The organism is Acidocella sp. MX-AZ02, assembly GCF_000306035.1.
GTDB lineage: Bacteria > Pseudomonadota > Alphaproteobacteria > Acetobacterales > Acetobacteraceae > Acidocella > Acidocella facilis.
The window spans coordinates 801,979-828,498 of sequence record NZ_JH976207.1; the positions used below are offsets into that span (position 1 = coordinate 801,979).

Here is a 26,520-nt window from a genome sequence, read left to right on the forward strand (position 1 = left end):
GCTGCCCGGATAGATGGTGTCGTGCCGATGCGTTCCATGTACTGGTACATCAGCCCGATTTCGTCGGGCGTCAGCGCCCGGTCGCGCGGCTCGAATTTGGCAATGGTTGTCGGGCGCACCAGTTCCGCCGGGTTCTCGACCTTCTGGCCGCGCTCGATGGCCCATCGATAGACCTGTAATACCACCTCGCGAGCGTGCACGGCCGTTGCGGGGGCACCCCGCTCCACAATGGCATCGGTCAGCGCACGTAAGTCCTCGTGAGTAATTTCGACCAGCTTTTGGTTGCCGAATTTCGGCTTCAGCTCGCGCTCCAACACTAAGCGGCGCATGTCGCGGGTTGAGTCGGCCATCTGGTAGCCGCGCAACCATTTTTCCGCCCAAGCGCCGAACGTCTCCGCATCCTTGATGCGGACCTTGTCCCGCGCCTTTTCCTTCGCTGGCGACTTCCCGGCGGCGATCATCTTCTTGGCTTCGTTTAGCCGTTCACGGGCTTCCGCGAGGGTGATGCCGCCAACGCCGTAGCGACCAAAGGTGACGGTCTCTTGCCTGCCGTGGATCGCGTAGTTGTAGCGGAATGAGATCGACCCGGCAGGCGTGACGGCCACATAGAGGCCGTCACGGTCATTCACCTTGTACAGCTTATCCTGCGGCTTGAGATTGCGCAGCTTGGTATCGGTCAGCACGACTCGTCCCCTTATTCAGCCCCAAATACCATGATTTCATCACCCGCCGTCTTGCAGATAAAACTCAATACAATCATTGTGTTACGGCATTTTTATACCATGAGCGCCCGTGTAGGCCCTCATGGTATCAATGTCATTCCATGGTATCCAAAGCCATTGATACCATCGATTGTGCCATAAAAAAACAGTGCTTGGCGCTGCCAACGGGTGCCAGACGATGCGGGGTATAGGTACAAAAAAGCCCCTTTTTACAGGGGCTTATTGTTGATTTTGTGCCGGTTGGTGCCAGCCTATGCCAGACGCGGGATCATTCCCACTCAATCGTCCCCGGCGGCTTTGAGGTGATGTCGTAGGTCACGCGGTTAATGCCGCGGACTTCGTTGACGATGCGTCCGGCCACACGGGAGAGGAAGTTGATGTCGAACGGGTAGACATCGGCGGTCATGCCGTCCGTGCTGGTGACGGCGCGCAGGGCGCAGACCTGGTCGTAGGTGCGGCCATCGCCCATCACGCCCACGGATTTCACCGGCAGCAGCACCGCGAAAGCCTGCCAGATCGCGTCATAGAGCCCGGCGGCGCGGATTTCTTCCAGATAGATCGCATCCGCCTTCTGCAGAATGGCGACCGATTCGCGGCTGACCGCGCCCAGCACGCGGATGGCCAGGCCCGGGCCGGGGAAGGGGTGGCGGCCGACGATGGTCTCGGGCAGGCCGAGCTCACGGCCGAGCGCGCGGACCTCGTCCTTGAACAGCTCACGCAGCGGCTCCACCAGCTTCAGCTTCATATAGTCAGGCAGGCCGCCGACATTATGGTGGGATTTGATGGTGACGGAGGGGCCGCCAAGGGCGGAGACGCTCTCGATCACGTCCGGATAGAGCGTGCCCTGGGCCAGGAATTCCGCGCCGCCGATCTTGGTGGCTTCCTCATCGAACACGTCGATGAACAGCTTGCCGATGATCTTGCGCTTGCGCTCCGGGTCGGTGACACCGGCCAGCTCGCCCAGGAACAGATCCGAGGCATCGCGGTGGATCAGCTTGATGTTGAACTGGTCCCGGAAGACCTTCACCACCTCATCCGCTTCACCGGCGCGCAGCAGCCCGTGATCGACGAAGATGCAGGTGAGCTGGTCGCCGATCGCCTCATGGATCAACGCGGCGGCGACCGAACTGTCGACGCCGCCGGAGAGGCCGCAAATGACCCGGCCGGTGCCGACCTGGGCGCGGATTTTCTCGATCTCCGCCTCGCGAAAGCGGGCCATCGTCCAGTCGCCGGAGAGGCCGCAGACCTTGTGGGTGAAGTTCTTGATCAGCTGGGCGCCATGCGGCGTGTGCACCACTTCCGGGTGGAACATCATGCCGTAATATTTGCGCTCGTCATTGGCGATCAGCGCATAAGGCGCGCCTTCGGAGACGGCGACGGTCTTGAAGCCGGGCGGCGGGGCAGAGATATGGTCGCCATGGCTCATCCAGACCTGCTCGCGCGCGCCGACGGCCCAGGTGCCCTCAAACAGCTCGCAATCGGCGACGACATCGATATGGGCGCGGCCGAATTCGCGGATCTCGGCCCCCTTGGCCTCGCCGCCCAGCTGCACGCACATGGTCATCTGGCCATAGCAGATGCCCAGCACAGGCAGGCCACTCTCGAACACCCAGTCCGGCGCGCGGGGGCTGCCCTCGTCGGCCACGCTGGCCGGGCCGCCGGAGAGGATGATGCCGGCGGCGCCGAAATCGCGCATACGCTGCACATCCGCGTTGAAGGGGAGGATCTCGCAATACACGCCGCTCTCGCGCACGCGCCGGGCGATCAGCTGGGTGACCTGGCTGCCGAAGTCCAGGATCAGGATTTTTTGCTGGCTCATGCGCCCAACTAGAGGAGGGCGCTTGGCTTTGCAACAGAGGGAAAGCGCGGTTCAGGCATTTACGTCGAGCAGGGTCTCGATCGGGTCCCAGGCAAAGGCGATCTGGGGGATTTCCTCGCCGCCAACCCAGGTGGTGCCAGAGGCGATCTGCTTGCCGCCGAGATGCTGGTAGAAATAGCGGGACGGATTCTCACTCAGCACCCAGGCATAGACCGAGCGGCAGCCGAGCCGGGCCAGATGCTTGGCCGAGCTGCGCAGCAACTGCCCGCCCAGCCCGCGGTCGCGGTAATCCTCATGCATATAGAGGGTCTCGATCTCGCCATCACCGAGGGTTTTTTCCCGGCAGCGGGCGGCGCTGGAGAAGCCGAGAATCGGCGGGGCGCCGGGCTCGCCATAGCAGGAGATCACATGCAGCCCGCCGCCGACGCGGATGGAATGCTCATAATAGGCACAAAGCCGGTTGAGGGAGAGATTGGCGAGATAATCATCAGGCAGCAGATTGGCATAGGCGCTGCGCCAGGTGGCCACATGCACGGCGGCAATGCCACTGGCATCGGACAACCGGGCGCGGCGTATGGAAATCAACTGGCACGCACCATGATGGCGGCGAAGAACCCGTCTGTGCCGTTGCGGGCGGGGGAGAGGCGCAGATGCGCGGAACCTTTGAGCGCCTCGGGCGCTTCCAGGGGCAGGACGGAGAATTCAGGATGACGCGCCATGAACGCCTCGATTTGTGCCTCGTTCTCATCTTGCAGCACGGAGCAGGTGGCGTAAACCAGTCTTCCACCCGGCTTCACCAGTTTTTGCGCGCGGTCGAGAATATCGGCCTGTTTCACCGTCAGCTCGGCCAGATCGGTCTCGGTGAGGCGGGTGCGGGCGTCCGGGTTGCGGCGCCAGGTGCCGGTGCCGGTGCAGGGGGCGTCCACCAGCACGCGGTCGAATTTTTTCTCCTGGCGCTTCACCCACTTGTCGCCGGGCTCCAGCAGATGGCGCTCGGCATTGTGCACTCCGGCGCGGCGCAGGCGCTTGATGGCGCCCTCCAGCCGGGGCGCGGACACGTCACAGGCGATGATATGGCCCTTATTGGCCATGCCCATGGCAATCGCCAGCGTCTTGCCGCCAGCGCCGGCGCAGAAATCCGCGACGCGCATGCCCGGCTTGGCATCCACCGCCAGGGCGATGAGCTGGCTGCCTTCGTCCTGGATCTCCACCAGCCCCTCCTGGAAGGCTTTGCCGGTGGTGACGGACTGGCGGTTGCGCAGGCGCAGGCCCCAGGGGGAATATTCGGTCAGCTCGGCGCGCAAGCCCTCGGCGGCCAGGGCCATGCGGGCGCCGTCGCGGTCGGTTTTCAGCAGATTGACGCGCAGATCCAGCGTTGCCGGCTCGTTCATCGCCGCCATTTCGGCGGCGAGGGTGGGGCCGAACTGGGCGCGCAGCTTGGGCAGGATCCAGTCCGGGATCTCGAATTTCACCGCTTCGGGCATGTCCGGATGTTCCAGCGTGCGGGTGGAGAGCTTCTCCAGCAGCGCCATTTCCTCAGGCTGCAGCGGTGGCGGGCCGTAGCGGCCGGAGACGAAGGCCATGGCGATCTTGTTCACCGTCTGGCCGGAAAACAGCGCCTGGGCCGCCAGCAGCAGCCGCGGGGTGTGCGGGGCGCGGTGATAATCCAGCCACCAGCCCAGATGCCGGCGGGTGCGCAGAACGCCCCAGACCAGGGCCGAGACGGCGCGCCTGTCCCCGCCGCCGATGAAGCGGCGGGTGCGGAAGAAATGATTGGCCACCGCATCGGCGGGGCGGGGATCGGCCTCAATGAGGCCGAGAAGGTCGATGGCGGCGGCGAGTTGTCCGGCGGGTGTCATGGCGCACCCGTCGCGGATGCGGGGCAGGGCGTCAAGTCAAATCCGCCAAATGGGGGCGGATAGGGGGTTTGCAGGGGCTAAAGCGAGAACCCGCCGAGGGTTTGCAGCCCAACACCGCGTTCCATCCACCCAAGCCGCGCCACCCACGGCAGGCCGGAGGCGGGCGCCGCCCGGTTCAATTAGCGCCTTCTGAACGCGGGCCAGCGCCAGCCCTTGAACAGGCTGCGGCGGCTCAGCGGCTCGAAGATTTCGTCGGGCCCTTCCGGGTCGAGGATTTCATTGTCGGCCAGCCACTCTTTCACGCCGCCCAGATCCGGCAATTGGTAGGGCGTGAGGCTGCGGCCGGTGGCAGCTTCGCGCAATGTTTCGATGGTACCGATCAGCGAGCCGCATTGCGCGAACAAAGCGGCGATCTCGTCGGCGGTGCGATCGAAATGCTCCGCGAGGAGATCGTGCAGCAACGGCATGAAATGAAGCTCGCCGTCTTGGTTGTCCGCCTCATGGGCCGGCAGGATGACATCGCATTCAGTATCAAGCCGCAGCGAACGGTTGTTGAAGTTGGAGGAGCCGAGCCGCAGATACACGCCATCGACAATGGTGATCTTGGCATGCACATAGATATCGTTGCCGCCTTTGGTCAGCGGGTGATAGAGCCGAAACCGGCCCTGATGGTCGATCCGCCGCAGCGCCTCGACAAGGCGGGCGCGGGCGGAGTCCATGGCGATGGGCTCGATCCAGCCTTCGGCGCTGACCGGGTTGAGGATGACGATTTCCGGACCATCACGCTCGGCCAACCGCTTGGCGATGGCCTGCGCCACCCGCCGCGAGGCGAAATATTGGCTTTCCGCGTAGATCCATTTTTTCGCCCGCGCGATGAGGTCGAGATAGATTTGCTCGATCTCGGCAACCGGTTTGCGGTCCGGCATTTTGGGTATGGTGCGGGCAATGGCCAGGCGGATATTATGAAAATTGGGACGTAGCGCGGCTGGCCAACAATCATGCGTGGCGGTTTCCGGGGTGAGCACTTCCCCTGTTGCCGCCCGCCAGCGTTGACGCGCGAGATCTCCCATGGCCCGGGCCAGGGGGCCATCGAAGGCGCTGGTGGCATCATGCCAAGGCTTTAGTTTTTCGCCGTTGGGGCCGACACGTTGTGGATCGTCGTCAAGATGACGGCGCGTGTCCCACCGCCCGAGAGTCATATCAATGCCGCCGCAAAACGCGATTCGATCGTCAATGACAACGATTTTTTGATGATGTGAGCCCGCCAGCGGATGTTCGCCATCAAGCTTGAGGCGAATCTGCTTATTCAGCTTCCAGCGGATAATTGAGAAAATTGTGCCGCCGCGAAATATTGCCTTGAAGGCGCCGGTGTCCCATCGCAACAACCTGATATTCAGGGATGGCGTGCGCCGCGCCAGCCAAAGGATGAAATCGCCGAGTGCGACAGGCCCGCCATCGCCCCCATCTCCCAAGCGGATACGCGCGTCAAAATCCCAGCCGATGAGATAGATGCTGTGTTTGGCCGCCAACATCGCCTGGCGGACGGCAATGAAATAATCGGCCGCGTCGATGATGACGGCGAAGCGCTCCGCCTGTTCAATGCGCCAGCAATTATGGCCGGGCTGCAAAAGCGCTTCAGCGCGCGGTCCAGGGGAGGGGGGCGTGATGTCGTTGGCTATCGACATAAACCTGCCCAGCCCGGCATTTTCCGCCTCCCTCATCCGCAGTTTTGAGAGCCAGATATGGGATGGCTGAAAGCGAAAACAATTGGCGGGGAGGTTGGTCGCATTCGGGGCAAGCGATTGATCATGCGGCGACGGAGTACGATGATATGCTTCATGAGAATGAATTTTTAGTTATGTTCGGGTGCAAATTTATGGATCAGTCCTGTGCGGCGTACTGATCCATATTCTCTTTGGCAGCGTAAGTCATTCTGATGAAGTCCTTTAATTTTTTGTTATCAATAAGTAACGATGAGGATGGTCAGCTGCCATGAGTAGGCTCGGTGATCGCGCGGTTATATTCGGGGCAAGCGGTGCCATTGGCGGCGCTTTGGTTGACGCGTTGAGGCGACGCGGCGTGGGGGAGGTGCATGCGCTCTCGCGCCAGCCGGTTGCCGCCGCGCCCGGAATCTATCCCGCGCAGGTCGATCTGTTGGATGAAGCCAGCCTCAGCTTCCATGCGGCGCGGCTGGGGGCTGACGGGGTGTTGGATACGATCATCGTCGCAACCGGGCTCCTGCATGCGCCCAATATGCTGCCGGAGAAGGCGTTGCGTGATCTGCGGGCCGACGCGCTCGCCATGTCGTTCGCGGTAAATTGTATCGGCCCGAGCCTGGTGATGAAGCATTTTCTGGGGCTGTTGCCGCGCGACCGTGCTTCCAGGTTCGCGGCCCTTTCGGCCCGCATCGGAAGCATTTCCGATAATCAAAAAGGTGGCTGGTACGGTTATCGCGCGGCGAAGGCGGGGCTCAACATGATGCTGCGCAGTGCCGCGATCGAAACCGCCCGGCGCGCGCCGCACGCGGTTATCATGGGCCTTCACCCTGGCACCGTCGATAGTGCATTGTCGCGTCCATTCCAGAAACTGGTTCCGCCTGGGCAGTTGCGCAAGCCCGAGGATGCGGCCGAGCAAATGCTGGATGTGCTGGAGGCGGCCACGCCGGCGCAATCCGGCAAACTATTCGCTTATGACGGCACGGAGATTTTGCCATGACCTCATCATCCGTCGCCGTGATCGGTGCGGGCACGGCAGGGCTTGCGGCGGCGCGCGCTCTCTCGCGCCATTTTTCGGTGCGCGTTTTTGAAAAAGCGCGTGGGCCGGGCGGGCGGCTGGCGCATCGCCGCCGGGAGGGGTTCGCGTTTGATTTCGGCGCGCAATATTTCACCGCGCGCGATCCCCGTTTTGTCGCGGAGGTTGCGGCGCTGCGCAGCGCCGGCATCGTCTCCCCATGGCGCTGCCGGTTTTCGAAAATTGAAAATGGGTGTGAGATAAGTCGCCAGCTCTGGAATGATGACACGGCGCATTATGTCGGGACGGGCCGCATGAGCGCGCTCTCCGCTTATTGGGCGCGCGGCTTGGATGTGAAATTGCAAACCAGGATCACGCAGTTGCGTGAAGCCGGAACCGGCTGGCGCCTGCAGAGTGACAGCGGGGAGGTGTTCGGCCCGTTTGCCTTCGTGGTCATCGCCTTGCCGGCGTTGCAGGCGGCCGCTTTGTTGCCCGATCAGTCAGCCTTGCGTGTCAATGCCCAGGCCGCGCGCATGTCGGGCTGTTTTGCATTGATGCTGGGGCTGGAGGCGCCTGCGGAATTGGCGTTCGATGCCGCGGAAATTATCAGCGGGCCGCTCAGTTGGCTGGCGGTTTGTGAATCCAGGCCAGGGCATGAAGCCGGGCCAGGGTTGGTGGTGCTGTCCAATAATCTTTGGGCGGATGTTCATATGGAAGACCCCCCGTCTCTGGTTGAGGCGGTGATGCGCGCGGAACTCGATCGTCTGATCGAGGGGAAATTGCGGGTGCAGCACGCGGATCTGCATCGTTGGCGCTATGCGAATTGTCCGCCGGTCCAGGATGGTTTGCCGATGCTCGATGCCGAGAATCGTCTAGCGCTGTGCGGGGACTGGACGGATCACGGACGCGTCGAGGCGGCGTATCTCTCCGGTGTGCGGATCGCGGAGCAGGTCCGCAAGGCGCTTACGGCTTAGCGTGAAAAAGTCATCGCACGCATCAACAGATCGAATTATCCTCCATAAAATACTTGTCATTTGTTAAATCTCCCAGGATAGTGTGGCACTCGGCGGCTCGGCGCGTTTGTGCCGTCGTTCGCCGTGCTCGCAAAAATATCCAATAATCGCGTGTAATTTTCTTGGAGAGTATTCATGGATTGGCTTAATCCCCCGGCCCTGGCCGGCGCCATGCTGGAAGCCGGCACAAAGAAGGCAAATCTTCCGGCAAAGACCATCTTACTGACCGGCATTCTCTCGGGCATGTTTTTGGGTTTCACCACCACCTTGTTCGTGAGTGCGCTTGTGGCCACCGGCAATATCGTGGTTTCGGCCTTGTTCTTCCCGGTCGGGTTCATTCTGCTTGTCCTGCTCGGACTTGAACTTTTCACCGGCAATGCCGCGCTGCTGCCTTACGCGCAGATGGGCGGGCGGATTTCCGGCGGCCAGGTCGTCTCCGGCCTGGTCTTGGTCTATATCGGCAATCTCATTGGAAGCGTGATTTACGCTTTGCTCTTCGCCGCCATCGATACGAAGTTTTTCACCGACGCGCCGTCCCCGATTGGGGCGAAAATTATCGCGATCGCCACCTTGAAAGTGGTTCCCTATATGAGCGCGGGCGCGGCCGGTTGGGGCACGGCGCTGCTCAAAGGTGTGATCTGCAACTGGATGGTCAGCCTCGGCGCGGTGATGGCGCTGGTCACGCGCTCGACCATTGGCAAAATCTTCGCGATGTATCTGCCGATCATGGCCTTCGTCGCGCAAGGGTTTGAGCACTGCGTGGTGAACATGTTCGTGATTCCCTGCGGCATCATGCTCGGTGCGAAGGTGAGTGTGGCGCAGTGGTTGATCTGGAACGAGATCCCGGTGACGATCGGGAACATCATCGGTGCGGTCATCATCACGGCGGCTGGGCTGTATCTGTCTTTCGGCAGGTCCGCTACCCCGGTGGCTGAGCAAGGCTCGATACCGGTGCAGGGGTAAATAAAAAGGGAGGGGAATTTCCCCTCCCTTTTTTTTGATGTCTGGAAAATTTCAGTTTCGTTCCTGGTGCAGTTGAGACAAGGCTTTATGAACACGCTCATTTAGCCCGCTGCCCCCCTGCTCCAGATGCGCGAAGATATTCGCGAGCATGCGTTTTTCCCAGAAGCTCTTGAGGTGGCCGGCGATTTCTCGCACGGCCACGTCCTCTTTTTCATGGTTGAAGAAAGTGCCGATCTGGTTGGCCATGTAGACGAGTTTCTCGGTCTTCATTCCGCGGCCTCCTGAGGCGCGATCTGACGGGCCTTCTCGCTATGTGCCTGGTAGCGCTCCTGCCATTCGGTCGGGCCGTTGGAGAGCGAGACCTGCACCGCCGTCACCTTGTATTCCGGGCAATTCGTCGCCCAGTCCGAATAGTCGGAGGTGATGACATTGGCCTGCGTCATCGGGTGGTGGAAGGTGGTATAGACCACGCCCGGCGCAACGCGATCAGTGATCTTCGCGCGCAGCGAGGTTTCACCGGAGCGGCTGGCGAGCTTCACCCAGGCCCCGTCCTTCACCCCGCGCTGCTCGGCATCATGCGGATGGATTTCCAGAAGATCCTCTTCATGCCAAGCGACATTCGCGGTCCGCCGCGTTTGCGCGCCGACATTATATTGCGAGAGGATGCGCCCGGTGGTGAGCAACAGCGGGAAGCGCGGGCCGGTTTTCTCGTCCGTCGGCACATAGTCGGTGACGACGAACTTGCCCTTGCCGCGGACGAAATGGCCGATATGCATGATCGGCGTGCCCTCGGGCGCGGCGTCGTTGCAGGGCCATTGGATCGAGCCTTTCTCCTCCAGCGCCGCGTAGGAGACATTGGCGAAAGACGGTGTGGTGCGCGCGATCTCGTCCATGATCTCGCTGGGGTGGGTGTAGTCGAGCGCCATCCCCATCGCCTTGGCCAGCATCAGCGTCACTTCCCAATCCGCATAGCCGTTGCGCGGCGCCATCACCTTGCGCACGCGCTGAATGCGCCGCTCCGCGTTGGTGAAAGTGCCGTCCTTCTCCAGGAAGGTCGAGCCGGGCAGGAACACATGCGCGTAGTTCGAGGTCTCGTTGAGGAACAGATCCTGCACCACAACGCATTCCATGGCGCTGAGGCCGTTGGTGATGTGGGTCGTGTCCGGATCGGACTGTGCGATATCCTCGCCCTGGATGTAGAGCCCCTTGAAGCTGCCATCCATCGCCGCATCGAGCATGTTGGGAATGCGCAGCCCCGGCTCGTTGGAGAGCGGCACGTTCCATTCCGCCTCGAAAATATGCCGGACATTGTCATCCGCCACATGCCGGTAGCCGGGGAATTCATGCGGGAAGCTGCCCATATCGCAACTGCCCTGCACGTTGTTCTGGCCGCGCAGCGGGTTGATGCCGACACCGCGCCGGCCGACATTGCCGGTGACCATGGCGAGATTGGCGATGGCGATGACGGTGGTGGAGCCCTGGCTGTGCTCGGTCACGCCCAGACCGTAATAGATGGCGCCATTGCCGCCGGTGGCGTAAAGCCGCGCCGCCTCGCGGATGGTTTGCGCTGGCACGCCGGAGACCTCCTCCACCGCTTCCGGGCTGTTCTTCGGGTCCAGAATGAAGGCCGCCCATTCGGAGAACTCATCCCAATCGCAACGCTCGCGCACATAGGCTTCGTTCACCAGCCCTTCCGCGACGATGACATGCGAGAGCGCATTCACCACTGCGACATTGGTGCCAGGACGCAGCGCCAGATGGTATGCGGCCTCGACATGCGGGGTGCGGACAATGTCGGTGCGGCGCGGATCGATGACGATCAGCTTCGCCCCCTGGCGCAGACGCTGTTTCATGCGCGAGCCGAACACGGGATGCCCGTCCGTCGGGTTGGCGCCGATGACCATGATGACATCGGACTCCATCACGCTGTCGAAATCCTGGGTGCCGGCAGAGGTGCCCAAGGTCGTCTTCAGCCCGTAGCCGGTGGGGGAGTGACAGACGCGGGCACAGGTATCGACATTGTTATTGCCAAAGCCGGCACGGATCAGCTTCTGCACCAGGAAGGTTTCCTCATTGGTGCAGCGCGAGGAGGTGATGCCGCCGATCGCATCCTTGCCATATTGCGTCTGGATGCGCTTGAATTCGGCGGCGACATGCGAAATTGCCTGCTCCCAGCTCACCTCCTGCCAAGGATCGGTGATTTTGGCGCGGATCATCGGCTTGGTGATGCGGTCCTTGTGGGTGGCATAGCCCCAGGCGAAGCGGCCCTTCACGCAGGAATGGCCGTGATTGGCCTGGCCATCCTTGTAGGGAACCATGCGCACCAGCTCCTCGCCGCGCATCTCCGCCTTGAAGGCGCAGCCCACACCGCAATAGGCGCAGGTGGTAACAGCGGAATGCTCCGGCTGGCCCTGTTCGAGCACGCTGGTTTCAATCAGCGTCGCGGTCGGGCAGGCCTGCACGCAGGCGCCGCAGGAGACGCATTCCGAGCCCAGGAACATCTCGCCGATGCCCGGCGAGACTTTCGAGTTAAAGCCGGAGCCGGCGATGGTCAGCGCGAAGGTGCCCTGGATTTCCTCGCAGGCGCGCACGCAGCGCGAGCAGACGATACATTTCGAGGGGTCGAACTGGAAATAGGGATTGGAGGTGTCTTTGGCCTGGCCGAGATGGGTTTCGATCTCGTTGCCATAGCGCACATCGCGCAGCCCGACAGCGCCGGCCATGTCCTGCAATTCGCAATCGCCATTGGCGCCGCAGGTCAGGCAGTCCAGCGGATGGTCGGAGATATAGAGCTCCATCACCCCGCGGCGCAGCTTCGCCAGCTTGGCATTCTGCGTGTGCACCACCATGCCTTCGGCCACCGGCGTGGTGCAGGAGGCCGGGGTGCCGGCGCGGCCTTCGATTTCCACCAGGCAGAGCCGGCAGGAGCCGAAACTATCCAGCGTATCGGTGGCGCAGAGTTTGGGGATTTGCGTGCCCAGCTCCATCGCCGCGCGCATCACCGAGGTGCCGTCCGGCACGGTGATGCTCTGGCCATCGATGGTGAGGCTCACCAGCTTGGTGGCGTTGCTCGGCTTGGTGCCGTAATCGACTTCGTGGATCAGACCCATGTTGGACTCCTATTCCGCCGCCAAAGGCAGCGCGGCGCCGCCAAAATCTTCAGGAAAATGCGTGATCGCGCTCAGCACGGGGTAGGGGGTGAAACCGCCCAGGGCGCAGAGCGAGCCGAATTTCATCGTCTCGCAAAGATCCTTGACCAGATCGAGATCCCCCGGTCGGGACGCGCCGGCCACCACCCGGTCCAGAATCTCCGCGCCGCGCGTCGAGCCGATGCGGCAGGGCGTGCATTTGCCGCAGGATTCATGGGCGCAGAATTCCATCGCGAAGCGCGCCATCGCGGCCATGTTGGCGGTGTCGTCAAACACCACCAGCCCGCCATGGCCGATCAGCCCGTTGCGCGCGGCGAAGGCTTCGTAATCATAGGGCGTCTCGAATTGCGCCGGGGCGAAATAGGCGCCGAGCGGCCCGCCCGCCTGCACCGCGCGCACCGGCCGGCCGGAGGCGGTGCCGCCGCCGATCTCGTTCACCAGCTCGCCCAGCGTGATGCCAAAGGCGGTCTCGAACAGCCCGCCATGCTTGATGTTACCGGCCAGCTGCACCGGCATGGTGCCGCGCGAGCGCCCCATGCCGAAACTCGCATAAGCCTCCGCGCCCTGTGCCATGATGTAGGGAATGGTCGCCAGCGAGATCAGGTTGTTGATCACCGTCGGCTGGCCGAACAGGCCGCGCAGCGCCGGGATGGGCGGCTTGGCGCGGACCATGCCGCGCTTGCCCTCCAGACTCTCCAACAGCGCCGTCTCCTCGCCGCAGACATAGGCGCCGGCGCCGACCCGCAGCTCCAGCGCGAAGCCGTCGAGCAGGCCGGTTTCCTGCGCGATCGCCAGCGCTTCGTTGAAGATTTTGATGCCGTTGGGATATTCCGAGCGGCAATAGACATAGCCCTGGCTGGCGCCCACCGCCCGCCCCGCAATCGCCATGCCCTCGATCAGGCAGAACGGATCCGCCTCCAGGATCATGCGGTCCGCGAAGGTGCCGGAATCGCCTTCATCGGCATTGCAGACAATGTATTTCTGCGGCGCCTCGGCCTTGCGCACCGTCTCCCATTTCACCCCGGTGGGAAAGCCGGCGCCGCCACGGCCGCGCAGGCCGGATTTGGTGATCTCGGCGCAGATCGCCTCGGCGCTCATCCCGCGCGCCCGCTCCAGCCCGGCGAGGCCGCCATGGGCGCGATAATCCGCCAGGCTCAGCGGGTCGATGATGCCGCAGCGCGCGAAGGTCAGGCGCTGCTGCTTGGCGAGGAAGGGCAGGGCCTCGACCAGCCCCAGTGCCTTGGGGTGGGAGGCGGGATCGGCGAACAATCCGGCCACATCCGCCAATGTCATCGGGCCAAAGCCGGTGCGCCCTTCGGGGGTCTCGATTTCGACCAGCGGTTCCAGCCAGAACATGCCGCGTGAGCCATTGCGAATGATCTTGGCTGCAACGCCGCGCCTGGCGGCTTCGGCGGCGATGGCGTTGGCCAGAAGGTCAGCCCCCAGAGCCAGGGAAACCGCATCGCGGGGGACGAAAATACGCATCAGGCGGCCTCCTCGGCGAGGGCGTGCAGGGCTTGCGCATCCAGCCGGGCGCGGGGCTCGCCATCCAGCATCGCGTTGGGGCCGCAGGCGCACAGCCCGAGGCAATAAACCGGCTCCACCGTCAGCCGCCCATCCGGCGTGGTCTCGCCCCATTCCAGCCCGAGGCTTTGCAGCAAGGCGTTGGCATGGGCTTCGCCGCCGACCGACTGGCAGGCTTCCGCCCGGCAGATTTTCAGCACATGCCGGCCCGCCGGGGCCTGGCGGAAATCATGATAGAACGACACCACGCCATAGACTTCGGCGCGGGTGACATTGAGGCTCTGCGCCACCAGGCGCATTGCCTCGTCACTGATAAACCCGAACTCCTCCTGGAGCGCGTGCAGGATTGGCAGCATCGGGCCTTTGATAGGCAGATACTTATTAACAATCTCTTGCGCGCGTGACGCATCCCAGCTGGCGGACATGGATCGCTTCACCTTCTTGCTCTTAATGGCCGGAAGATGCGCGAACGTAAGGTGAATTTCAATCCGGGTAATTCAGTGCTGCGATAGCACAAAACTATAAAACCAGCCCGCCCTCCATGACCAGGGTGAACATCGCCTGGGCCAGCGGCGGCATCGGGCTGCGGTCGCTCGCCAACAGCCCGACAATATGCGCCTCCTCGGGGTCATTGATCGGGATCGAGCGAAACCCCGGCCCCAGCCCGAAAATCTCCACCAGCTTCTCCGGCAGCACGCAGGACCAGTTGCCGGTGCGCACATGCGAGAGCAGCACCATGATCGAGTTCGATTCCACCGCCGGCGGCAAATGCGCGCCGGATCGGCTCAGCAGCCGGTCGATGATGCGCCGGTTCTGCATATCCGGCGTCAGCAGGCAAAGCGGCGTCTGCGCGACCTCGGCCCAGCTCACCGCGTCGCGCTCGCCAAAGGCGGAGAGGGCGCTGGTCACCAGCCGGTAATGCTCTCTGTAAAGCGGCGTGAAGCGGAATTTGCCGATCGGCTCGTTATCCAGATAGGTGACGCCGACATCGATTTCAGCGTTCTGCAGCTGCCGCAATATCTCTCCGGAATTGGCGGATTCCACGCTGAAGCGCACATTCGGGTGGCGGGCGCGGAAGGGCGAGGTGAGCCCGGCGACCACCGCCAGCGCCGTCGGGATCACCGAAATCCGCAACAGCCCGGCGAGGCCGCCGCTGGCGGTGGCCAGCTCCAGCCGCATCGAGCGCAGATCGGTGGCGATGCGCCGTGCCCAGCCCAGCACGATCTCGCCTTCCGGGGTGAAGCCCTGAAAGCGCGAGCTGCGAATGACCAGAGGCAAGCCCACCTGCTCCTCCAGCGCGCGGATGCCGGCCGAGAAGCTGGGCTGCGTGACGCCACAGGCCTGCGCGGCGCGGCCGAAATTCTTCTCCCGCGCCAGGGCGATGAGATATTCGAATTTGGTGAGTATGAGGACGCTCCCGGGCTGCTGGCGCAGAGTATCGGGGGGTGGCGCGGGCTGTCAAAGCCCAGATCTGCCGGCTTTGCGCATTGCCGTTTGCCGGCTTCGCCGCCATGTTATCACAACCCGGTCTGAACGAGGCCGGGAGAGGCGGCCGGCCGCCATCCTCCTGGCGCAAGACCGGCGATGGGAGGAAAACAGGGCCATGAGCTTGTCCACATCCGAGCGCGAGGTCGAATCCGGCGCGGCGTTTGATGATCCAGAGCGGACGCCGATGGATGGGGGGCCGGTGCGCGCGCTCAATTTGCTCTCCTTGTCGCTGATCGCGCTGGGGCTGGGGATTTTCACCGGCGCCGGCGCGGCCTTGTTCCGGGCGCTGATCGGGCTGATCCATAATCTCGGCTTCCTGGGGCAGCTCTCCTGGCATTACGACGCGAATCACTTCACCGCCGGCTCGCCCTGGGGCGCGCTCATCATTTTCGTGCCGGTCATTGGCGGGCTGGTGGTGACGTTTCTGGTGGTGAATTTCGCCCCGGAGGCGCGCGGCCATGGCGTGCCGGAGGTGATGGACGCGATCTTCTATAAAAGCGGCGTCATTCGTCCGGTGGTGGCGGTGGTGAAATCCTTGGCTTCGGCGGTGGCCATCGGCACCGGGGCGGCGGTCGGCCGGGAAGGGCCGATCATCCAGATCGGTTCGGCGCTGGGCTCGACGCTGGGGCAACTCATCCGCATGCCGGCGGATCAGCGGATCATTCTGGTCGCCTCCGGGGCCGGGGCCGGCATCGCGGCGACCTTCAACACCCCCATCGGCGGGGTGATGTTCGCCATCGAGCTGATGATGCCCGAAATCGGCGTGACGGCGTTTTTGCCGGTGGCGCTGGCGACGGGGGCGGCCACCTTCATCGGGCGTGCCTTTTTTGGCGACCAGCCGGCGTTCTTCGTGCCGCCCTTGCCGTCGCTGGGCACCGGACCGGACGCCGCCGCGACCTTGCTGCTGTTCGCCGTGCTGGGCGGGCTGATCGGCGTCGCCGCCTGGGGCTTCATTCGGGGGCTGCATTTGGCGGAGGATGCGTTCGAGCGGATCCCGAATCGCTATCTGCGCCACGCGCTGGGCATGGCGATGGTCGGGCTGCTGTTCTACCTGCTCTATCGTACGCTTGGGCATTATTATGTCGATGGCGTCGGTTATGCGACGATCGAGGCGATCCTCACCGGCCAGCTCGGCACCAGCCTGCCGATGCTCGGAGCCTTGCTGCTGTTCCTGTTCGTGGCCAAGCTGTTCGCCACCTCGGTCAGCCTCGGCTCCGGTTCCTCGGGCGGCATTTTCTCACCCTCGCTGTTCATGGGGGCGGCGATCGGCGGCGCCTTCGCGGCTTTGCTAAAGGCGCTGCATGTGCCGTTGCCGATCGACGTGGCGAGCTTCGCCATGGTCGGCATGGCGGCGATGGTGGGCGGCGGCACCGGCGCGGTGATGACGGCGGTGGCGATGATCTTCGAGATGACGCGCGATTACGGCATCGTCATGCCGATGATCGTCGCGGTCGCGGTGGCGGTCGGGGTGCGCCGGCTGCTCTCGCCGGAGAATATCTATACGGTCAAGCTGGTCGGGCGCGGCCACAGCATTCCCCGGGCGCGGCATGCCAACATGTTCCTGGTCCGCCGGGCGCGCGACATCATGGTGCGGAGCGTGACCATCCTGCCCGCCGAGACCAGCTTCGAGGCGTTCCTGAGCGCTGAGGAGGAGACGGGGCGGATGCGCCATGTGGTGGTGACGCAAGCCGGGCAGATCCGCGGCGTGCTGCGGGTGAATATGGCGCTGCGGCGAGGGCTGGCGGAAGATGAGCGCGGGATCACGCTCGGCGATCTGGCCAGCCGGGATTTCACCATCGTGCGCGAAAACACCATGGCTTTCGATGTCATCCGCCGGCTCTGGGGAAAACAGGCGATCATGGCGGTGGTGGTGGGCGATGGCGTCGGCGCCCCGCGCGCCGAGGATGTGCGCGGCGTGATTACCAAGGAGCATGTGGCGGACAGCGTCGCCGCGAATGTCGCCGATTACAGGAATGACTGAGCCGGGGTGAGCTTCAGGGCCGCTCGCGCCCGGTGGTGGAGCCGCGCGTCAGGCAGCGCCCGCCGAGAACCATTTTGCGCAGTGGCGCGTCTGGCTCCTCCAGCCGCTCCAGCAGGAGCTGCATGGCGGTGCGGCCCATCGTCGCCACCGGCTGCTCGATCACCGTCAGCCCGGGGCCGATCAGATCGGTCCAGCTCTCATTGTCGAAACCCGCCACCGCGAGATCGTCCGGCATCGATTTGCCGGCGGCGCGCAGGGCCCGCACCACCCCCATCAGCAGCAGCCCGTTGGAGGCGATGACCGCTTCCGGCGCGGGGCCGCGTTTGAACCAGCCCGCCACCTCCTCCTCCGCCGCCTTGATGCTGGGGGGGATGAAGCGCGCCGAGGGGGTGAGGCCGAAGCGGCGCATCGCCTCCTCATAGCCCAGGCGGCGTTCGACGCCGGTGGTGGAGGCGTTGCCGAACAGCCCCTCGATGCGCCGGTAGCCACGGTCGCGCAGATGCTCGACCAGCAGGGCCGCGGCGCCAGCATTGTCCAGCACCACCGCGTCCTGGCCGCTGCCGGGTTCGGCGCGGTCGATCAGCACCATCGGGAAATTGAACTGGCGTTTGGCGAGTTTGCCCACCGTGGCGCGGGTAGGAGCGAAGATGACGCCGGTGACGCGCTCCTCCTCCATCAGTTGCAGGTAAAGCGCCTCCTTCTCTGGGTTCTCGTCGGTATTGCACAGGATCACCCGCAGCCCGGCCTTGTAGGCTTCATCCTCCACGGCGCGGGCCACGGCGGTGAAGAACGGGTTGGAGATATCCGCCACGATCAGCCCGATGGTCTGCGACTCCTGCGAGCGCAGCCGCCGCGCCGAGAGGTTGGGGCGGTAGCCGGTGGCTTTCACCGCCTCCTCGACCTTGGCGCGCAAGGCGGCACTCACCTGCCCGCCGGCCAAGGCGCGGGATACGGTGGCGGGGGACACATTCGCCCTGGCTGCAACGTCTTTGATGCTTACGCTCATGCTTCCTCCGGTTTCGCCTAAAAGCACGAAATCGTTCTCAGTCAAATGAGCGCTGAATCGCCGGAAAAAGCAAGAGACAAGCATGATGTTGCGTCTTGATGGCCTTGCGATGCTGGATAATGCTTGACATGGAAACTGAAAACGATTTCAGTTGACCTCAAATATGTCTGAGGAAATGCCATGTCGATGACACCGCCAGATCACCTGCTGGGCCGGGAATTTGTCCGGCTGAACGCCACGCCCGCCAGCAAGGAGGAGGCGATCGCGCAAGCCTGCCAGCTGTTGGTGGCGGCGGGCTGCGTGGCGCCGGCTTTCGGGGAGTCGATGCTGCGGCGCGAGGCGGTGGCGAATACCTTCCTTGGCCATGGCGTGGCGATTCCGCACGGGCTGGGCGAGGATAAAGGGCTGATCCAGCGCGACGGCATCGCGGTGCTGCAGGTGCCGGCCGGGGTGGAATGGAATGCCGGGCAGCGCGCGCATCTGGTGGTGGCGATTGCCGCCCAGGGCGATGCGCATATCACCATCCTGCGCCGCCTGACCCGCTTGATCCAGGACGATGCCAGGCTGCAGGCTTTGTTCTCCACCGCCGATGCGGATGCCATCCTGCACGCCCTGGCCAGTGACGGGCCGCGCCAGGAGGCGCCGTCGGCAAAGGATTTCAGCCAGGCTTTTGAATGGGTTGTGGATTACCCCGCCGGGCTGCATGCGCGCCCGGCCAGTGCCTGGGTGGATGTGGTGCGCGCCCATGGCGTGCCAATTCGGGTGCGCCATGGCCAGGAGATGGCGGATGCGCGCAACCTGGTTTCGCTGCTGCAGCTCGGGCTGCGGCGGGGCGATACGGTGACGGTGTCCGCAGAAGGTGAGGGCGCCGAGGCGGCCCTGGCGGCGTTGCGCGCCAAGATCACCGGGCTGACCGCGCAGGAGGTGGCGGATGCCGCCGCCGCTGCCGCCAAGCAGGCCGCCGCCCCGGTACGCGGCTGGACCCCGCCCGGCAATCCCTTGACGATTTCCGCCATCGCCGCCAGCCCGGGCCTGGCCATCGGCAGGCTGCATGTGCTGCGGGGCGACGCGCTGGAGATCCCGGACCAGCCGGTGGCGCTCGCGCAAGGCGGGCAGTTGCTGCATGAGGCCCTCACCAACACCCGCCAGCAGCTGGTGGCGCTGGCGGATGCCACCGCCCGCCGCCTGGGCGCCCAGGATGCGCAGATTTTCAAGGCGCAGGCCGAGCTTTTGAACGACTCGGACCTGATCACGCTGAGCTGCCAGCTGATGGTGGAAGGCCATGGCCCGGCCTTTGCCTGGAATGAGGCGGTGAACCGCATGGCCGCCCGGCTCGGCGCGCTGGGCAACCCGGTGCTCGCCGCCCGGGCGGCGGATCTGCGCGATGTCGGGCGGCGGGTGCTCTCCTGGCTTGACCCGTCGATCGCCTCGGGCTCGCTCACCGAACTGCCGGAGGCGCCCTGCATTCTGGTGGCGCAGGATCTCTCCCCCTCCGATACGGCGGGGCTGGATATCAACCGCGTGCTGGGGCTGGCGATGATCCAGGGCGGGCCGACCGCGCATAGCGCGATTCTGGCCCGCACTTTGGGTCTGCCCGCCATCGTCGCCGGCGGCGAGGCCTTGGCGCAGGAGGCGCTTTCCGGCCAGCTCGCCATCGTCGATGGCCAGACCGGGCGGCTTTATCTCAACCCTTCGCCGGAGGATGTGGCCTCGGCGGAAAACTGGGCGGCGGGCTTGCGCGCCACCCGGGAGCGTGAGGAGGCTGAGCGCGCCCGCCCGGCCACCACCACAGATGGCGTGCCTATCGAGGTGGCGGCGAATGTGAACCGGCCGGACCAGGTGCCGATGGCGCTGGCCGAAGGCGCCGAGGGGGTCGGGCTGATGCGCACCGAATTCTTGTTTCTGGAAAGCGGCGCCACGCCCAGCGAGGATGAGCAGCTGGCGATCTATCGCGGCATGATCGAGGCGCTGGAGGACCGGCCGCTGATCATCCGCGCCCTGGATATTGGCGGCGACAAGCAGGTGGCGCATCTGCATCTGCCGCGCGAGGAAAATCCCTTCCTGGGCGTGCGCGGCGCCCGGCTGCTGTTGCGCCGGCAGGATCTGCTGCTGCCGCAGCTGCGCGCCATCTACCGCGCGGCGGGGCAGGGCGGGAACGTGTCGATCATGTTCCCGATGGTGACCTCGGTGGCCGAGATCATCCGGCTGCGCGAGATCTGCGAGGAGGTTCGCGCCGCGGTGAACGGGCCGGCGCTGCCGATCGGCATCATGATCGAGGTGCCCGCCGCCGCCATCCAGGCCGACAGCCTGGCCGCGCATTGCGATTTCTTCTCCATCGGCACCAATGATCTGACGCAATATACGCTGGCGATCGACCGGCAGAACCCGGAGCTGGCGGCGGAGGCGGACAGCCTGCACCCCGCCGTGCTGCGGCTGATCGCGCAGACCGTGCAGGGGGCGCGGGCGCATGGGCGCTGGGTGGGCGTGTGCGGCGGCATCGCCGGCGATGCGCTGGGCGCGGCCTTGCTGGCTGGGCTTGGGGTGAGCGAGCTTTCGATGACCCCGCGCGACATTCCCGCGGTGAAGGCCAAGCTGCGCGGCGTTGCCTTCAGCGCCCTGAAGGCGCTGGCCGAGCAGGCGCTGGAGGCCGCGAGCGCCGCCGAGGTGCGGGCGTTGGAGCTGCCGTGAGCGCGCCGGTTTTAACCGTCACCCTGAACCCGGCGCTGGACCAGACAGTGCTGCTGGACGGGCTGCACCCCGGCCAGGTGCATCGCGCCAGCGCGGCGTTCGTGCATGCCGGGGGCAAGGGGGTGAATGTCGCCGCCTGCCTCGCGGATTGGGGCGGCGGCCCGGTTGCCGCCAGCGGGCTGTTGGGGGCGGATAACCAGGCTTCCTTCACCGCTTTGTTCGCCGCCAAGGGGATCGAGGACGGGTTTCTGCGCCTCCCCGGCGAAACCCGCACCAACATCAAGCTCAGCCATGATGGCGACACTACCGACATCAACCTGCCCGGCCTCATTGTGCCGGCCGGGATGGAGGCTGCCCTGGCGGACCGTCTGGAGAGCTTGGCGGTGCCTGGCGGCGTGGTGCTGCTGGCCGGCAGCCTGCCAGCCGGGATCGCGCCCGGTTTCTACGCCAGTCTGATCGCCCGGCTGGCCGCGCGCGGGGTAAGGGTGTTGCTGGATAGCTCGGGCGCGCCGCTGAAGGCCGGGCTGGGCAGCGCGGTGAAGCCTTTCGCCATCAAGCCCAACCGGGCGGAGCTGGAAGAGTTGGCCGGCCGGGTCTTGCCTGACGACGCGGCGCTGCTGGCGGCGGCGGCCGAATTGAATGCCGGCGGTGTCGAGCTGGTCGTCGTCTCGCTCGGCGCCGAGGGCGCCGTCTTCGTCACCGCCCGGCAGGCCGTGCACGCCGGCTTGCCGCCCTTGCGGGTGGTCAGCAGCGTCGGCGCCGGGGATGCGATGATGGCGGGGATCATCGCGGCGCTGCGCGACGGGGCGGGGCTGGAGCGGATCGCCCGGCTGGGCACCGCTTTCGCGGCGGGCAAGCTCGGGCGCGCGGGGGCCAATCTGCCGCCGCGCGAGGAGATCGAGGCGCTGGCAAACCAAGTGGTTGTGAAAAACCTGACAAAAATGGAAGCGGAAGGGATGAGCGTATGACGGAGATTATCGCGTCGGTTGCCGCGGGCAAGGCGGTTGTGCAGGGCGTGCTGGCGGCGGAGGCCTTGCGCAAGGCGGCCAAGCTGCAGGGAAGCAGCATCGAGGTGGAGGTGCATACCTCCGAAGGCGTGCTGAACAAGCTCAGCGCCGCGCAGATGCAGCAGGCCAGCCTGGTGCTGCTGGTGGGCGAGGGCGCGGCGCTGCCCGAGGCCACGGCGCCGCGTGTCACCGCGAGCATCGAACAGGTGCTGGCCGATCCCGCCGCCTTGCTGGGCGGGCCGAAGCAGGTGGTGAAGCGGATCGTCGCCGTCACCTCCTGCCCCACCGGCATCGCGCACACTTTCATGGCCGCCGAGGGGCTGCTGCAGGCCGCCGCCGCGCTGGGCCACGAGATCCGGGTTGAAACCCAAGGCTCCGTCGGCGCGCAGACGCCTTTGACGCCGGAGGAGATCGCTGCGGCGGATCTGGTGATCATCGCCGCCGACCGGCAGGTGGATCTCTCCCGCTTCGCCGGCAAGCGGCTGTTCGAATCCGGCGCCAAAGCCGCGATCAATGATGGGCAAAATCTGATCCGCCGCGCCTTCGAGCAGGCATCGCTGCAGGGCGGCGCCACGAGCACGGCGACGCCGCAGAAGGCGGCGGGGGTGAAAACCGGCCCCTACCGGCATCTGATGACCGGCGTCTCCTACATGATCCCGTTCGTGACGGCGGGCGGGCTGTTGATCGCGCTGGCCTTCGCCTTTGGCGGCATCTACGCCACCGAGCCGAGCCACGCCCACAGCTTCGCCGGGGCGTTGTTTGAGATCGGCGCGAAATCCGCCTTCACCCTGTTCGTGCCCATCCTGGGCGGGTTCATCGCCTATTCCATCGCGGATAGGCCAGGGCTGGCGCCGGGCATGATCGGCGGGTTGCTCTCCTCACTGCTGGGGGCGGGGTTTCTGGGCGCCATCGCGGCTGGGTTCCTGGCCGGGTATTTCACCTCCTGGTTCAACAAAACCCTGAAGCTGCCGCGCGCGCTGGAAGGGCTGAAGCCGGTGCTGATCCTGCCGCTGGCGGGTACGCTGGTGACGGGGCTGGCGATGGTCTACGTGATCGGCACCCCGATTGCCGACATCATGAATTTCATGACCAATGTGCTGAAATCCATGCAGGGCTCCTCGGCCGTGATTCTCGGGCTGCTGCTCGGCGCGATGATGGCGTTCGACATGGGCGGGCCGGTGAACAAGGCGGCCTACGCCTTCGCGGTCGGGCTGCTCTCCGCGCAGATCTACACACCGATGGCCGCCGTGATGGCCGCGGGCATGACGCCGCCTTTGGGCATCGCGCTGGCGACCTATCTGTTCCCCAGCCGCTTCACCCTGGATGAACGCGAATCCGCCCTCTCCACCGGCGCGCTGGGTCTGTCCTTCATCACCGAGGGCGCGATTCCCTTCGCGGCGCGCGATCCGTTCCGGGTGATCCCCTGCAACATGGCCGGTTCGGCCCTGGCCGGGGCGATTTCGATGGCGATGGGCGTACAGTTGAAGGTGCCGCATGGCGGGATTTTCGTGCTGCCGATCCCAAATGCGGTGACGCATCTGGGGGTCTATGCCATCGCGATCATCGCCGGCAGCGTCGCCACGGCGCTGGCGCTGGGGCTGGCCAAGCGCAACGCCGCCATTCTGGCCTGAGGCATGGGGGCTGGACGCTCCCGTTAGAAGACTCTCGGATCATTGCACACGAAACAGGCCGGTGGGCATCCACCGGCCTGTTTCGCGTTTTGGGCCTGGCTGGCGGGGGCGCGCTCTGGCGGGTTTTCTTGAGACAGCCTTTCTGGTAAGGAGTCCTGCCGTTAATCGATCAGTCTGACCGATAAACGGTCAGATTCAACATCAACAAAGCTGCGTCCACCCGTCTTCGGGGAACGACAACGTCAGGGAGCGAGACATTGCAACCGCATCAACAAACAGCCGCGTCGGGGCCGGGTGGTCATCACGGCGTGATCGGCAAAATCGTATATGTGTTCGAGCGGGTGCTGCCGGACCCGTTTGTGCTCTCGATCTGGCTGACCGTTCTGGTCGGGCTGCTCGCCATTGCCTTCGCCCCGCATGCGAGCGCGACGACATTGCTGAACAGCTGGTATGGCGGGGCCTTCAAGATCCTGCAATTTGCCTTTCAGATGGTGCTGATCCTGGCCACCGGCTTTGCCGTGGCGGATGCGCCGGTGGTGCGCGCCCTGCTGGAGCGCCTCGCGCGCGGCGCGACCTCCCCAGGCCGCGCCGCCGCCTTGGTGTTCCCGATTGTCGGGCTCGCCGCCTGGGCGAATTGGGGGCTGGGTCTGGTGGTGGCGGCCTTCCTCTCGCGTGCCATCGCCCGCAATACGCGGATCGATTTTGGCTGGCTGGTCGCCGCCTGCTATTCCGCCTGGTCGGTCTGCAATAACGGGCTGTCCAGCTCGATTGCACTGTCCCAGGCGAGCCACGGCAATGAGATGAATTTCATCGAAAAGGCCACCGGGCAGTTGATCCCGCTCTCCGCGACGATTTTCGCGCCCTTCGTGCTGTTGCCCAGCCTCGCGGTGCTGGTGGTGATGGGGTTTGTGTTCGTGCGCATGTATCCCGTCGGCGACGTGCAGCCTTTGGTGCCGGACGCGGAGGCGCCAGAGCAGGACAGCCATAGCCGCAGCGCCATCGCGCCGGACTCTTTCGCAGCCCGGCTGGAGCGCTCGCCGATCGGCACGCTGATCCTGCTGGCGATCGGGCTTGGGGTGATTTTCATCGCGGTGCAGGCGCATAAATTCGCGCTGGACATCAACACGACCATCCTGATCTTCCTGCTCGTCGGGCTGGCGCTGCAGGGGCGGCCGATCGCCTATGCCAACGCCATCCGCGCCGCGGTGACGCAATGCGGCGCGATGGTGCTGCAATATCCGATGTATGGCGGGATCATGGGCATCATGGCCGGCACCGGGCTGGCGGCGGCGATCGCCAAGGGCTTTGTCGCCTTCGCCTCGGCCGGCACGCTGCCCTTCTGGAGCTATTGCAGCTCGCTGATCATCACGCTGCTGGTGCCGAGTGCAGGCGGGCATTGGGCCGTGCAAGGGCCTTTCGTGGTGCCGGCCGCGGTGGCGCTGCATGCGGATGCCGCGCGCACCGCGATGGGCGTGGCGATGGCGGAGAATGTCTCCAACATGCTGCAGCCCTTCTGGGCGGTGCCGATGGTGGCAATGGCGGGCATCCGCATCCAGAAAGTGATGGGCTACACCGCCATCACCTTTCTGGTCTCGCTGGTGATCTATGCCGCGGCGCTGCTGCTGATCCCGTAGGCGGCGATGACGGCGCTGATATCGGTAAGGTTATCAGTCGCCTGTCATAGATTATTTTTACTGTGCGACGTAGGTTGATACGATATGGCGCTTTTTGAAAGGAAGCGCCATGAAAAACATAAAAATCAAATCGACAAAGCAAATGGCCGGAATTGCCGTTCTGGCCGCGATCGCCGGTGTGGGAACGGCACATGCGGATAGCGTGACCCATGACAGTTTCGGCACATTGGCCAACGGCCAGAGCGTGGAGCAATACACGCTGACCAACGCGCATGGCATGGTGGTGAAATTCATCACGCTGGGCGGCTGCATCACCGCCATCGATGTGCCGGACCGCGACAACAAGCTCGGCAATGTCGTGCTCGGCTTCAAGGACCTCAACGGCTACGCGGTGAAGAACTCCACCTATTTCGGCGCGATTGTCGGGCGATATGCCAACCGCATCGCCAAGGGCGCGTTCACGCTGAACGGCAAGACCTACCATCTGCCGATCAATAACGGCGTGAACTCGCTGCATGGCGGCACCACGGGCTTTAATCTGCAGCTCTGGAAGGTTGCGACCAAGACCGTCAATGACGGCGTCGCCGCCGTGCTCACCTATACCAGCCCGGACGGGCAGGATGGCTATCCCGGCACGATGAAGGTGACCGTCACCTACACGTTGGAGGATTCCAACGCGCTGCGGATCGATTACGAGGCGACGACCGACAAGCCGACGGTGATCAACCTCACCAGCCATGATTATTTCAACCTGGATGGTAACGGCTCCGGCTCCGCCCTCGGGCAGCTGGTGCAGATCAACGCCGACAGCTACACGCCGACCGACGCCACCCAGATCCCCACCGGCGAGATTGCGCCCGTGGCCGGCACGCCCATGGATTTCCGCACGCTACGGCCGATCGATTCGCAGATTTATACCGATTTCCAGCAGCTGATCATGGCGCATGGCTACGACCATAACTGGGTGCTGAACAAACCGCAGCCCGATGCGCTCAGCTTCGCCGCGGAAGCCTACGCGCCAAAGACCGGGCGGATCATGAAGGTCTACACGACCGAACCCGGCGTGCAGTTCTATACCGGCAACTATCTCGATGGCACCACGGTCGGATCCGACGATAAGCTTTACCGCCAGGGCGAGGGCTATACCTTCGAGACCCAGCACTATCCTGACTCGCCGAACGAGCCGAAATTCCCGAGCACCGTGCTGAATCCGGGGCAGACCTTCAAATCCACCACGGTCTTTAAGTTCTCGACCGACTGAAACTGAAAACGCCGGCCTCGCGGCCGGCGTTCCTTTCTCTTAGAG

Annotated in this window: 20 protein-coding genes and 1 pseudogene; 10 read left to right on the forward strand and 11 right to left on the reverse strand. The window is 64.5% G+C overall.

All coding sequences use genetic code 11. The features are described 5' to 3' along the window. The 5 genes from MXAZACID_RS03970 to MXAZACID_RS03990 all read right to left on the reverse strand — a co-directional run. Window positions 1-683: integrase arm-type DNA-binding domain-containing protein (locus MXAZACID_RS03970; RefSeq protein WP_008492804.1), on the reverse strand; the 683-nt coding region annotated here is incomplete at its 3' end. A 307-nt stretch (window positions 684-990) separates the two neighbouring features. Next, complete coding sequence (guaA, locus tag MXAZACID_RS03975; RefSeq protein ID WP_008492805.1) at window positions 991-2,541, reverse strand: glutamine-hydrolyzing GMP synthase; 1,551 nt, start codon at window positions 2,539-2,541, stop codon at window positions 991-993. A 51-nt stretch (window positions 2,542-2,592) separates the two neighbouring features. After that, complete coding sequence (locus MXAZACID_RS03980) at window positions 2,593-3,102, reverse strand: GNAT family N-acetyltransferase (protein WP_008492807.1); 510 nt, start codon at window positions 3,100-3,102, stop codon at window positions 2,593-2,595. 20 nt (window positions 3,103-3,122) lie between these two features. Continuing rightward, a complete protein-coding gene (locus tag MXAZACID_RS03985) occupies window positions 3,123-4,400 on the reverse strand; it encodes an RsmB/NOP family class I SAM-dependent RNA methyltransferase (RefSeq protein ID WP_008492808.1) in 1,278 nt (425 codons plus the stop codon). Window positions 4,401-4,579: 179 nt separating this feature from the next. Continuing rightward, window positions 4,580-5,932: a phospholipase D-like domain-containing protein gene (locus tag MXAZACID_RS03990; protein WP_240376516.1), complete on the reverse strand. Its 1,353-nt coding sequence runs from the start codon at window positions 5,930-5,932 to the stop codon at window positions 4,580-4,582. A gap of 460 nt (window positions 5,933-6,392) precedes the next feature. Here MXAZACID_RS03990 and MXAZACID_RS03995 point away from each other — a divergent pair, with 460 nt between their 5' ends. From MXAZACID_RS03995 to MXAZACID_RS04005, 4 genes and pseudogenes are all read left to right on the forward strand, one after another. Beyond that, window positions 6,393-7,115 carry an SDR family NAD(P)-dependent oxidoreductase gene (locus MXAZACID_RS03995; protein ID WP_039884711.1) on the forward strand — a complete coding sequence of 241 codons (723 nt, stop codon included), beginning with the start codon at window positions 6,393-6,395 and terminating at the stop codon, window positions 7,113-7,115. Then, window positions 7,112-7,258, forward strand: a pseudogene (locus MXAZACID_RS20450) (FAD-dependent oxidoreductase); the annotation flags it as partial. The gene MXAZACID_RS03995 and the pseudogene MXAZACID_RS20450, both read left to right, overlap by 4 nt. A gap of 186 nt (window positions 7,259-7,444) precedes the next feature. After that, a complete protein-coding gene (locus tag MXAZACID_RS04000) occupies window positions 7,445-8,104 on the forward strand; it encodes an FAD-dependent oxidoreductase (protein WP_240376520.1) in 660 nt (219 codons plus the stop codon). Window positions 8,105-8,278: 174 nt separating this feature from the next. After that, the gene (locus tag MXAZACID_RS04005) at window positions 8,279-9,106 is read left to right on the forward strand and encodes a formate/nitrite transporter family protein (RefSeq protein WP_008492812.1); all 828 of its coding nucleotides are present in this window, start codon (window positions 8,279-8,281) and stop codon (window positions 9,104-9,106) included. A 51-nt stretch (window positions 9,107-9,157) separates the two neighbouring features. Here MXAZACID_RS04005 and MXAZACID_RS04010 read toward each other — a convergent pair whose 3' ends face one another. From MXAZACID_RS04010 to MXAZACID_RS04030, 5 genes are all read right to left on the reverse strand, one after another. Next, entirely contained in the window at window positions 9,158-9,376 is a 219-nt protein-coding gene (locus tag MXAZACID_RS04010) for a formate dehydrogenase subunit delta (protein ID WP_008492813.1), read from the reverse strand. Continuing rightward, window positions 9,373-12,216 carry a formate dehydrogenase subunit alpha gene (gene fdhF, locus MXAZACID_RS04015; RefSeq protein ID WP_008492814.1) on the reverse strand — a complete coding sequence of 948 codons (2,844 nt, stop codon included), beginning with the start codon at window positions 12,214-12,216 and terminating at the stop codon, window positions 9,373-9,375. Before fdhF ends, MXAZACID_RS04010 begins: the two co-directional genes overlap by 4 nt. Window positions 12,217-12,225: 9 nt before the next feature. After that, a complete protein-coding gene (locus MXAZACID_RS04020) occupies window positions 12,226-13,740 on the reverse strand; it encodes an NADH-quinone oxidoreductase subunit NuoF (protein ID WP_008492815.1) in 1,515 nt (504 codons plus the stop codon). After that, a complete protein-coding gene (locus tag MXAZACID_RS04025) occupies window positions 13,740-14,204 on the reverse strand; it encodes a formate dehydrogenase subunit gamma (protein WP_008492816.1) in 465 nt (154 codons plus the stop codon). Before MXAZACID_RS04025 ends, MXAZACID_RS04020 begins: the two co-directional genes overlap by 1 nt. 94 nt (window positions 14,205-14,298) lie before the next feature. Continuing rightward, complete coding sequence (locus tag MXAZACID_RS04030; RefSeq protein WP_371137074.1) at window positions 14,299-15,213, reverse strand: LysR family transcriptional regulator; 915 nt, start codon at window positions 15,211-15,213, stop codon at window positions 14,299-14,301. 169 nt (window positions 15,214-15,382) lie between these two features. On the opposite strand from MXAZACID_RS04030, the gene MXAZACID_RS04035 reads away from it, so the two are divergent. Further along, a complete protein-coding gene (locus MXAZACID_RS04035; protein WP_008492818.1) occupies window positions 15,383-17,248 on the forward strand; it encodes a chloride channel protein in 1,866 nt (621 codons plus the stop codon). Window positions 17,249-17,261: 13 nt separating this feature from the next. Here the strand turns inward: MXAZACID_RS04035 and MXAZACID_RS04040 are convergent, their stop codons facing one another. Beyond that, entirely contained in the window at window positions 17,262-18,254 is a 993-nt protein-coding gene (locus MXAZACID_RS04040; protein WP_008492820.1) for a LacI family DNA-binding transcriptional regulator, read from the reverse strand. A gap of 180 nt (window positions 18,255-18,434) precedes the next feature. On the opposite strand from MXAZACID_RS04040, the gene ptsP reads away from it, so the two are divergent. From ptsP to MXAZACID_RS04065, 5 genes are all read left to right on the forward strand, one after another. Next, window positions 18,435-20,942, forward strand: a complete 2,508-nt coding sequence (gene ptsP / locus MXAZACID_RS04045; protein ID WP_008492821.1) for a phosphoenolpyruvate--protein phosphotransferase — start codon at window positions 18,435-18,437, stop codon at window positions 20,940-20,942. Beyond that, entirely contained in the window at window positions 20,939-21,910 is a 972-nt protein-coding gene (pfkB, locus tag MXAZACID_RS04050) for a 1-phosphofructokinase (protein WP_008492822.1), read from the forward strand. Before ptsP ends, pfkB begins: the two co-directional genes overlap by 4 nt. Then, on the forward strand, window positions 21,907-23,580 hold the full coding sequence (locus MXAZACID_RS04055) for a fructose-specific PTS transporter subunit EIIC (RefSeq protein WP_008492823.1): 1,674 nt from the start codon (window positions 21,907-21,909) through the stop codon (window positions 23,578-23,580). The genes pfkB and MXAZACID_RS04055 overlap by 4 nt, the downstream gene beginning before the upstream one ends. A 308-nt stretch (window positions 23,581-23,888) precedes the next feature. Beyond that, on the forward strand, window positions 23,889-25,214 hold the full coding sequence (locus tag MXAZACID_RS04060; RefSeq protein ID WP_008492824.1) for a TIGR00366 family protein: 1,326 nt from the start codon (window positions 23,889-23,891) through the stop codon (window positions 25,212-25,214). Window positions 25,215-25,323: 109 nt separating this feature from the next. Continuing rightward, window positions 25,324-26,475, forward strand: a complete 1,152-nt coding sequence (locus tag MXAZACID_RS04065) for an aldose epimerase family protein (protein WP_008492825.1) — start codon at window positions 25,324-25,326, stop codon at window positions 26,473-26,475. Window positions 26,476-26,520: the final 45 nt, after the last annotated feature.

What these genes read in the sequence shown, in the direction of transcription:
- guaA (WP_008492805.1), bottom strand. Translation starts at nt 2,541, where the DNA reads ATGAGCCAGCAAAAAATCCTGATCCTGGACTTCGGCAGCCAGGTCACC.
- MXAZACID_RS03985 (WP_008492808.1), bottom strand. Translation starts at nt 4,400, where the DNA reads ATGACACCCGCCGGACAACTCGCCGCCGCCATCGACCTTCTCGGCCTC.
- MXAZACID_RS03990 (WP_240376516.1), bottom strand. Translation starts at nt 5,932, where the DNA reads ATGTTGGCGGCCAAACACAGCATCTATCTCATCGGCTGGGATTTTGAC.
- MXAZACID_RS03995 (WP_039884711.1), top strand. Translation starts at nt 6,393, where the DNA reads ATGAGTAGGCTCGGTGATCGCGCGGTTATATTCGGGGCAAGCGGTGCC.
- MXAZACID_RS04000 (WP_240376520.1), top strand. Translation starts at nt 7,445, where the DNA reads ATGAGCGCGCTCTCCGCTTATTGGGCGCGCGGCTTGGATGTGAAATTG.
- MXAZACID_RS04005 (WP_008492812.1), top strand. Translation starts at nt 8,279, where the DNA reads ATGGATTGGCTTAATCCCCCGGCCCTGGCCGGCGCCATGCTGGAAGCC.
- MXAZACID_RS04010 (WP_008492813.1), bottom strand. Translation starts at nt 9,376, where the DNA reads ATGAAGACCGAGAAACTCGTCTACATGGCCAACCAGATCGGCACTTTC.
- fdhF (WP_008492814.1), bottom strand. Translation starts at nt 12,216, where the DNA reads ATGGGTCTGATCCACGAAGTCGATTACGGCACCAAGCCGAGCAACGCC.
- MXAZACID_RS04020 (WP_008492815.1), bottom strand. Translation starts at nt 13,740, where the DNA reads ATGCGTATTTTCGTCCCCCGCGATGCGGTTTCCCTGGCTCTGGGGGCT.
- MXAZACID_RS04025 (WP_008492816.1), bottom strand. Translation starts at nt 14,204, where the DNA reads ATGTCCGCCAGCTGGGATGCGTCACGCGCGCAAGAGATTGTTAATAAG.
- MXAZACID_RS04035 (WP_008492818.1), top strand. Translation starts at nt 15,383, where the DNA reads ATGAGCTTGTCCACATCCGAGCGCGAGGTCGAATCCGGCGCGGCGTTT.
- MXAZACID_RS04040 (WP_008492820.1), bottom strand. Translation starts at nt 18,254, where the DNA reads ATGAGCGTAAGCATCAAAGACGTTGCAGCCAGGGCGAATGTGTCCCCC.
- ptsP (WP_008492821.1), top strand. Translation starts at nt 18,435, where the DNA reads ATGTCGATGACACCGCCAGATCACCTGCTGGGCCGGGAATTTGTCCGG.
- MXAZACID_RS04055 (WP_008492823.1), top strand. Translation starts at nt 21,907, where the DNA reads ATGACGGAGATTATCGCGTCGGTTGCCGCGGGCAAGGCGGTTGTGCAG.
- MXAZACID_RS04065 (WP_008492825.1), top strand. Translation starts at nt 25,324, where the DNA reads ATGAAAAACATAAAAATCAAATCGACAAAGCAAATGGCCGGAATTGCC.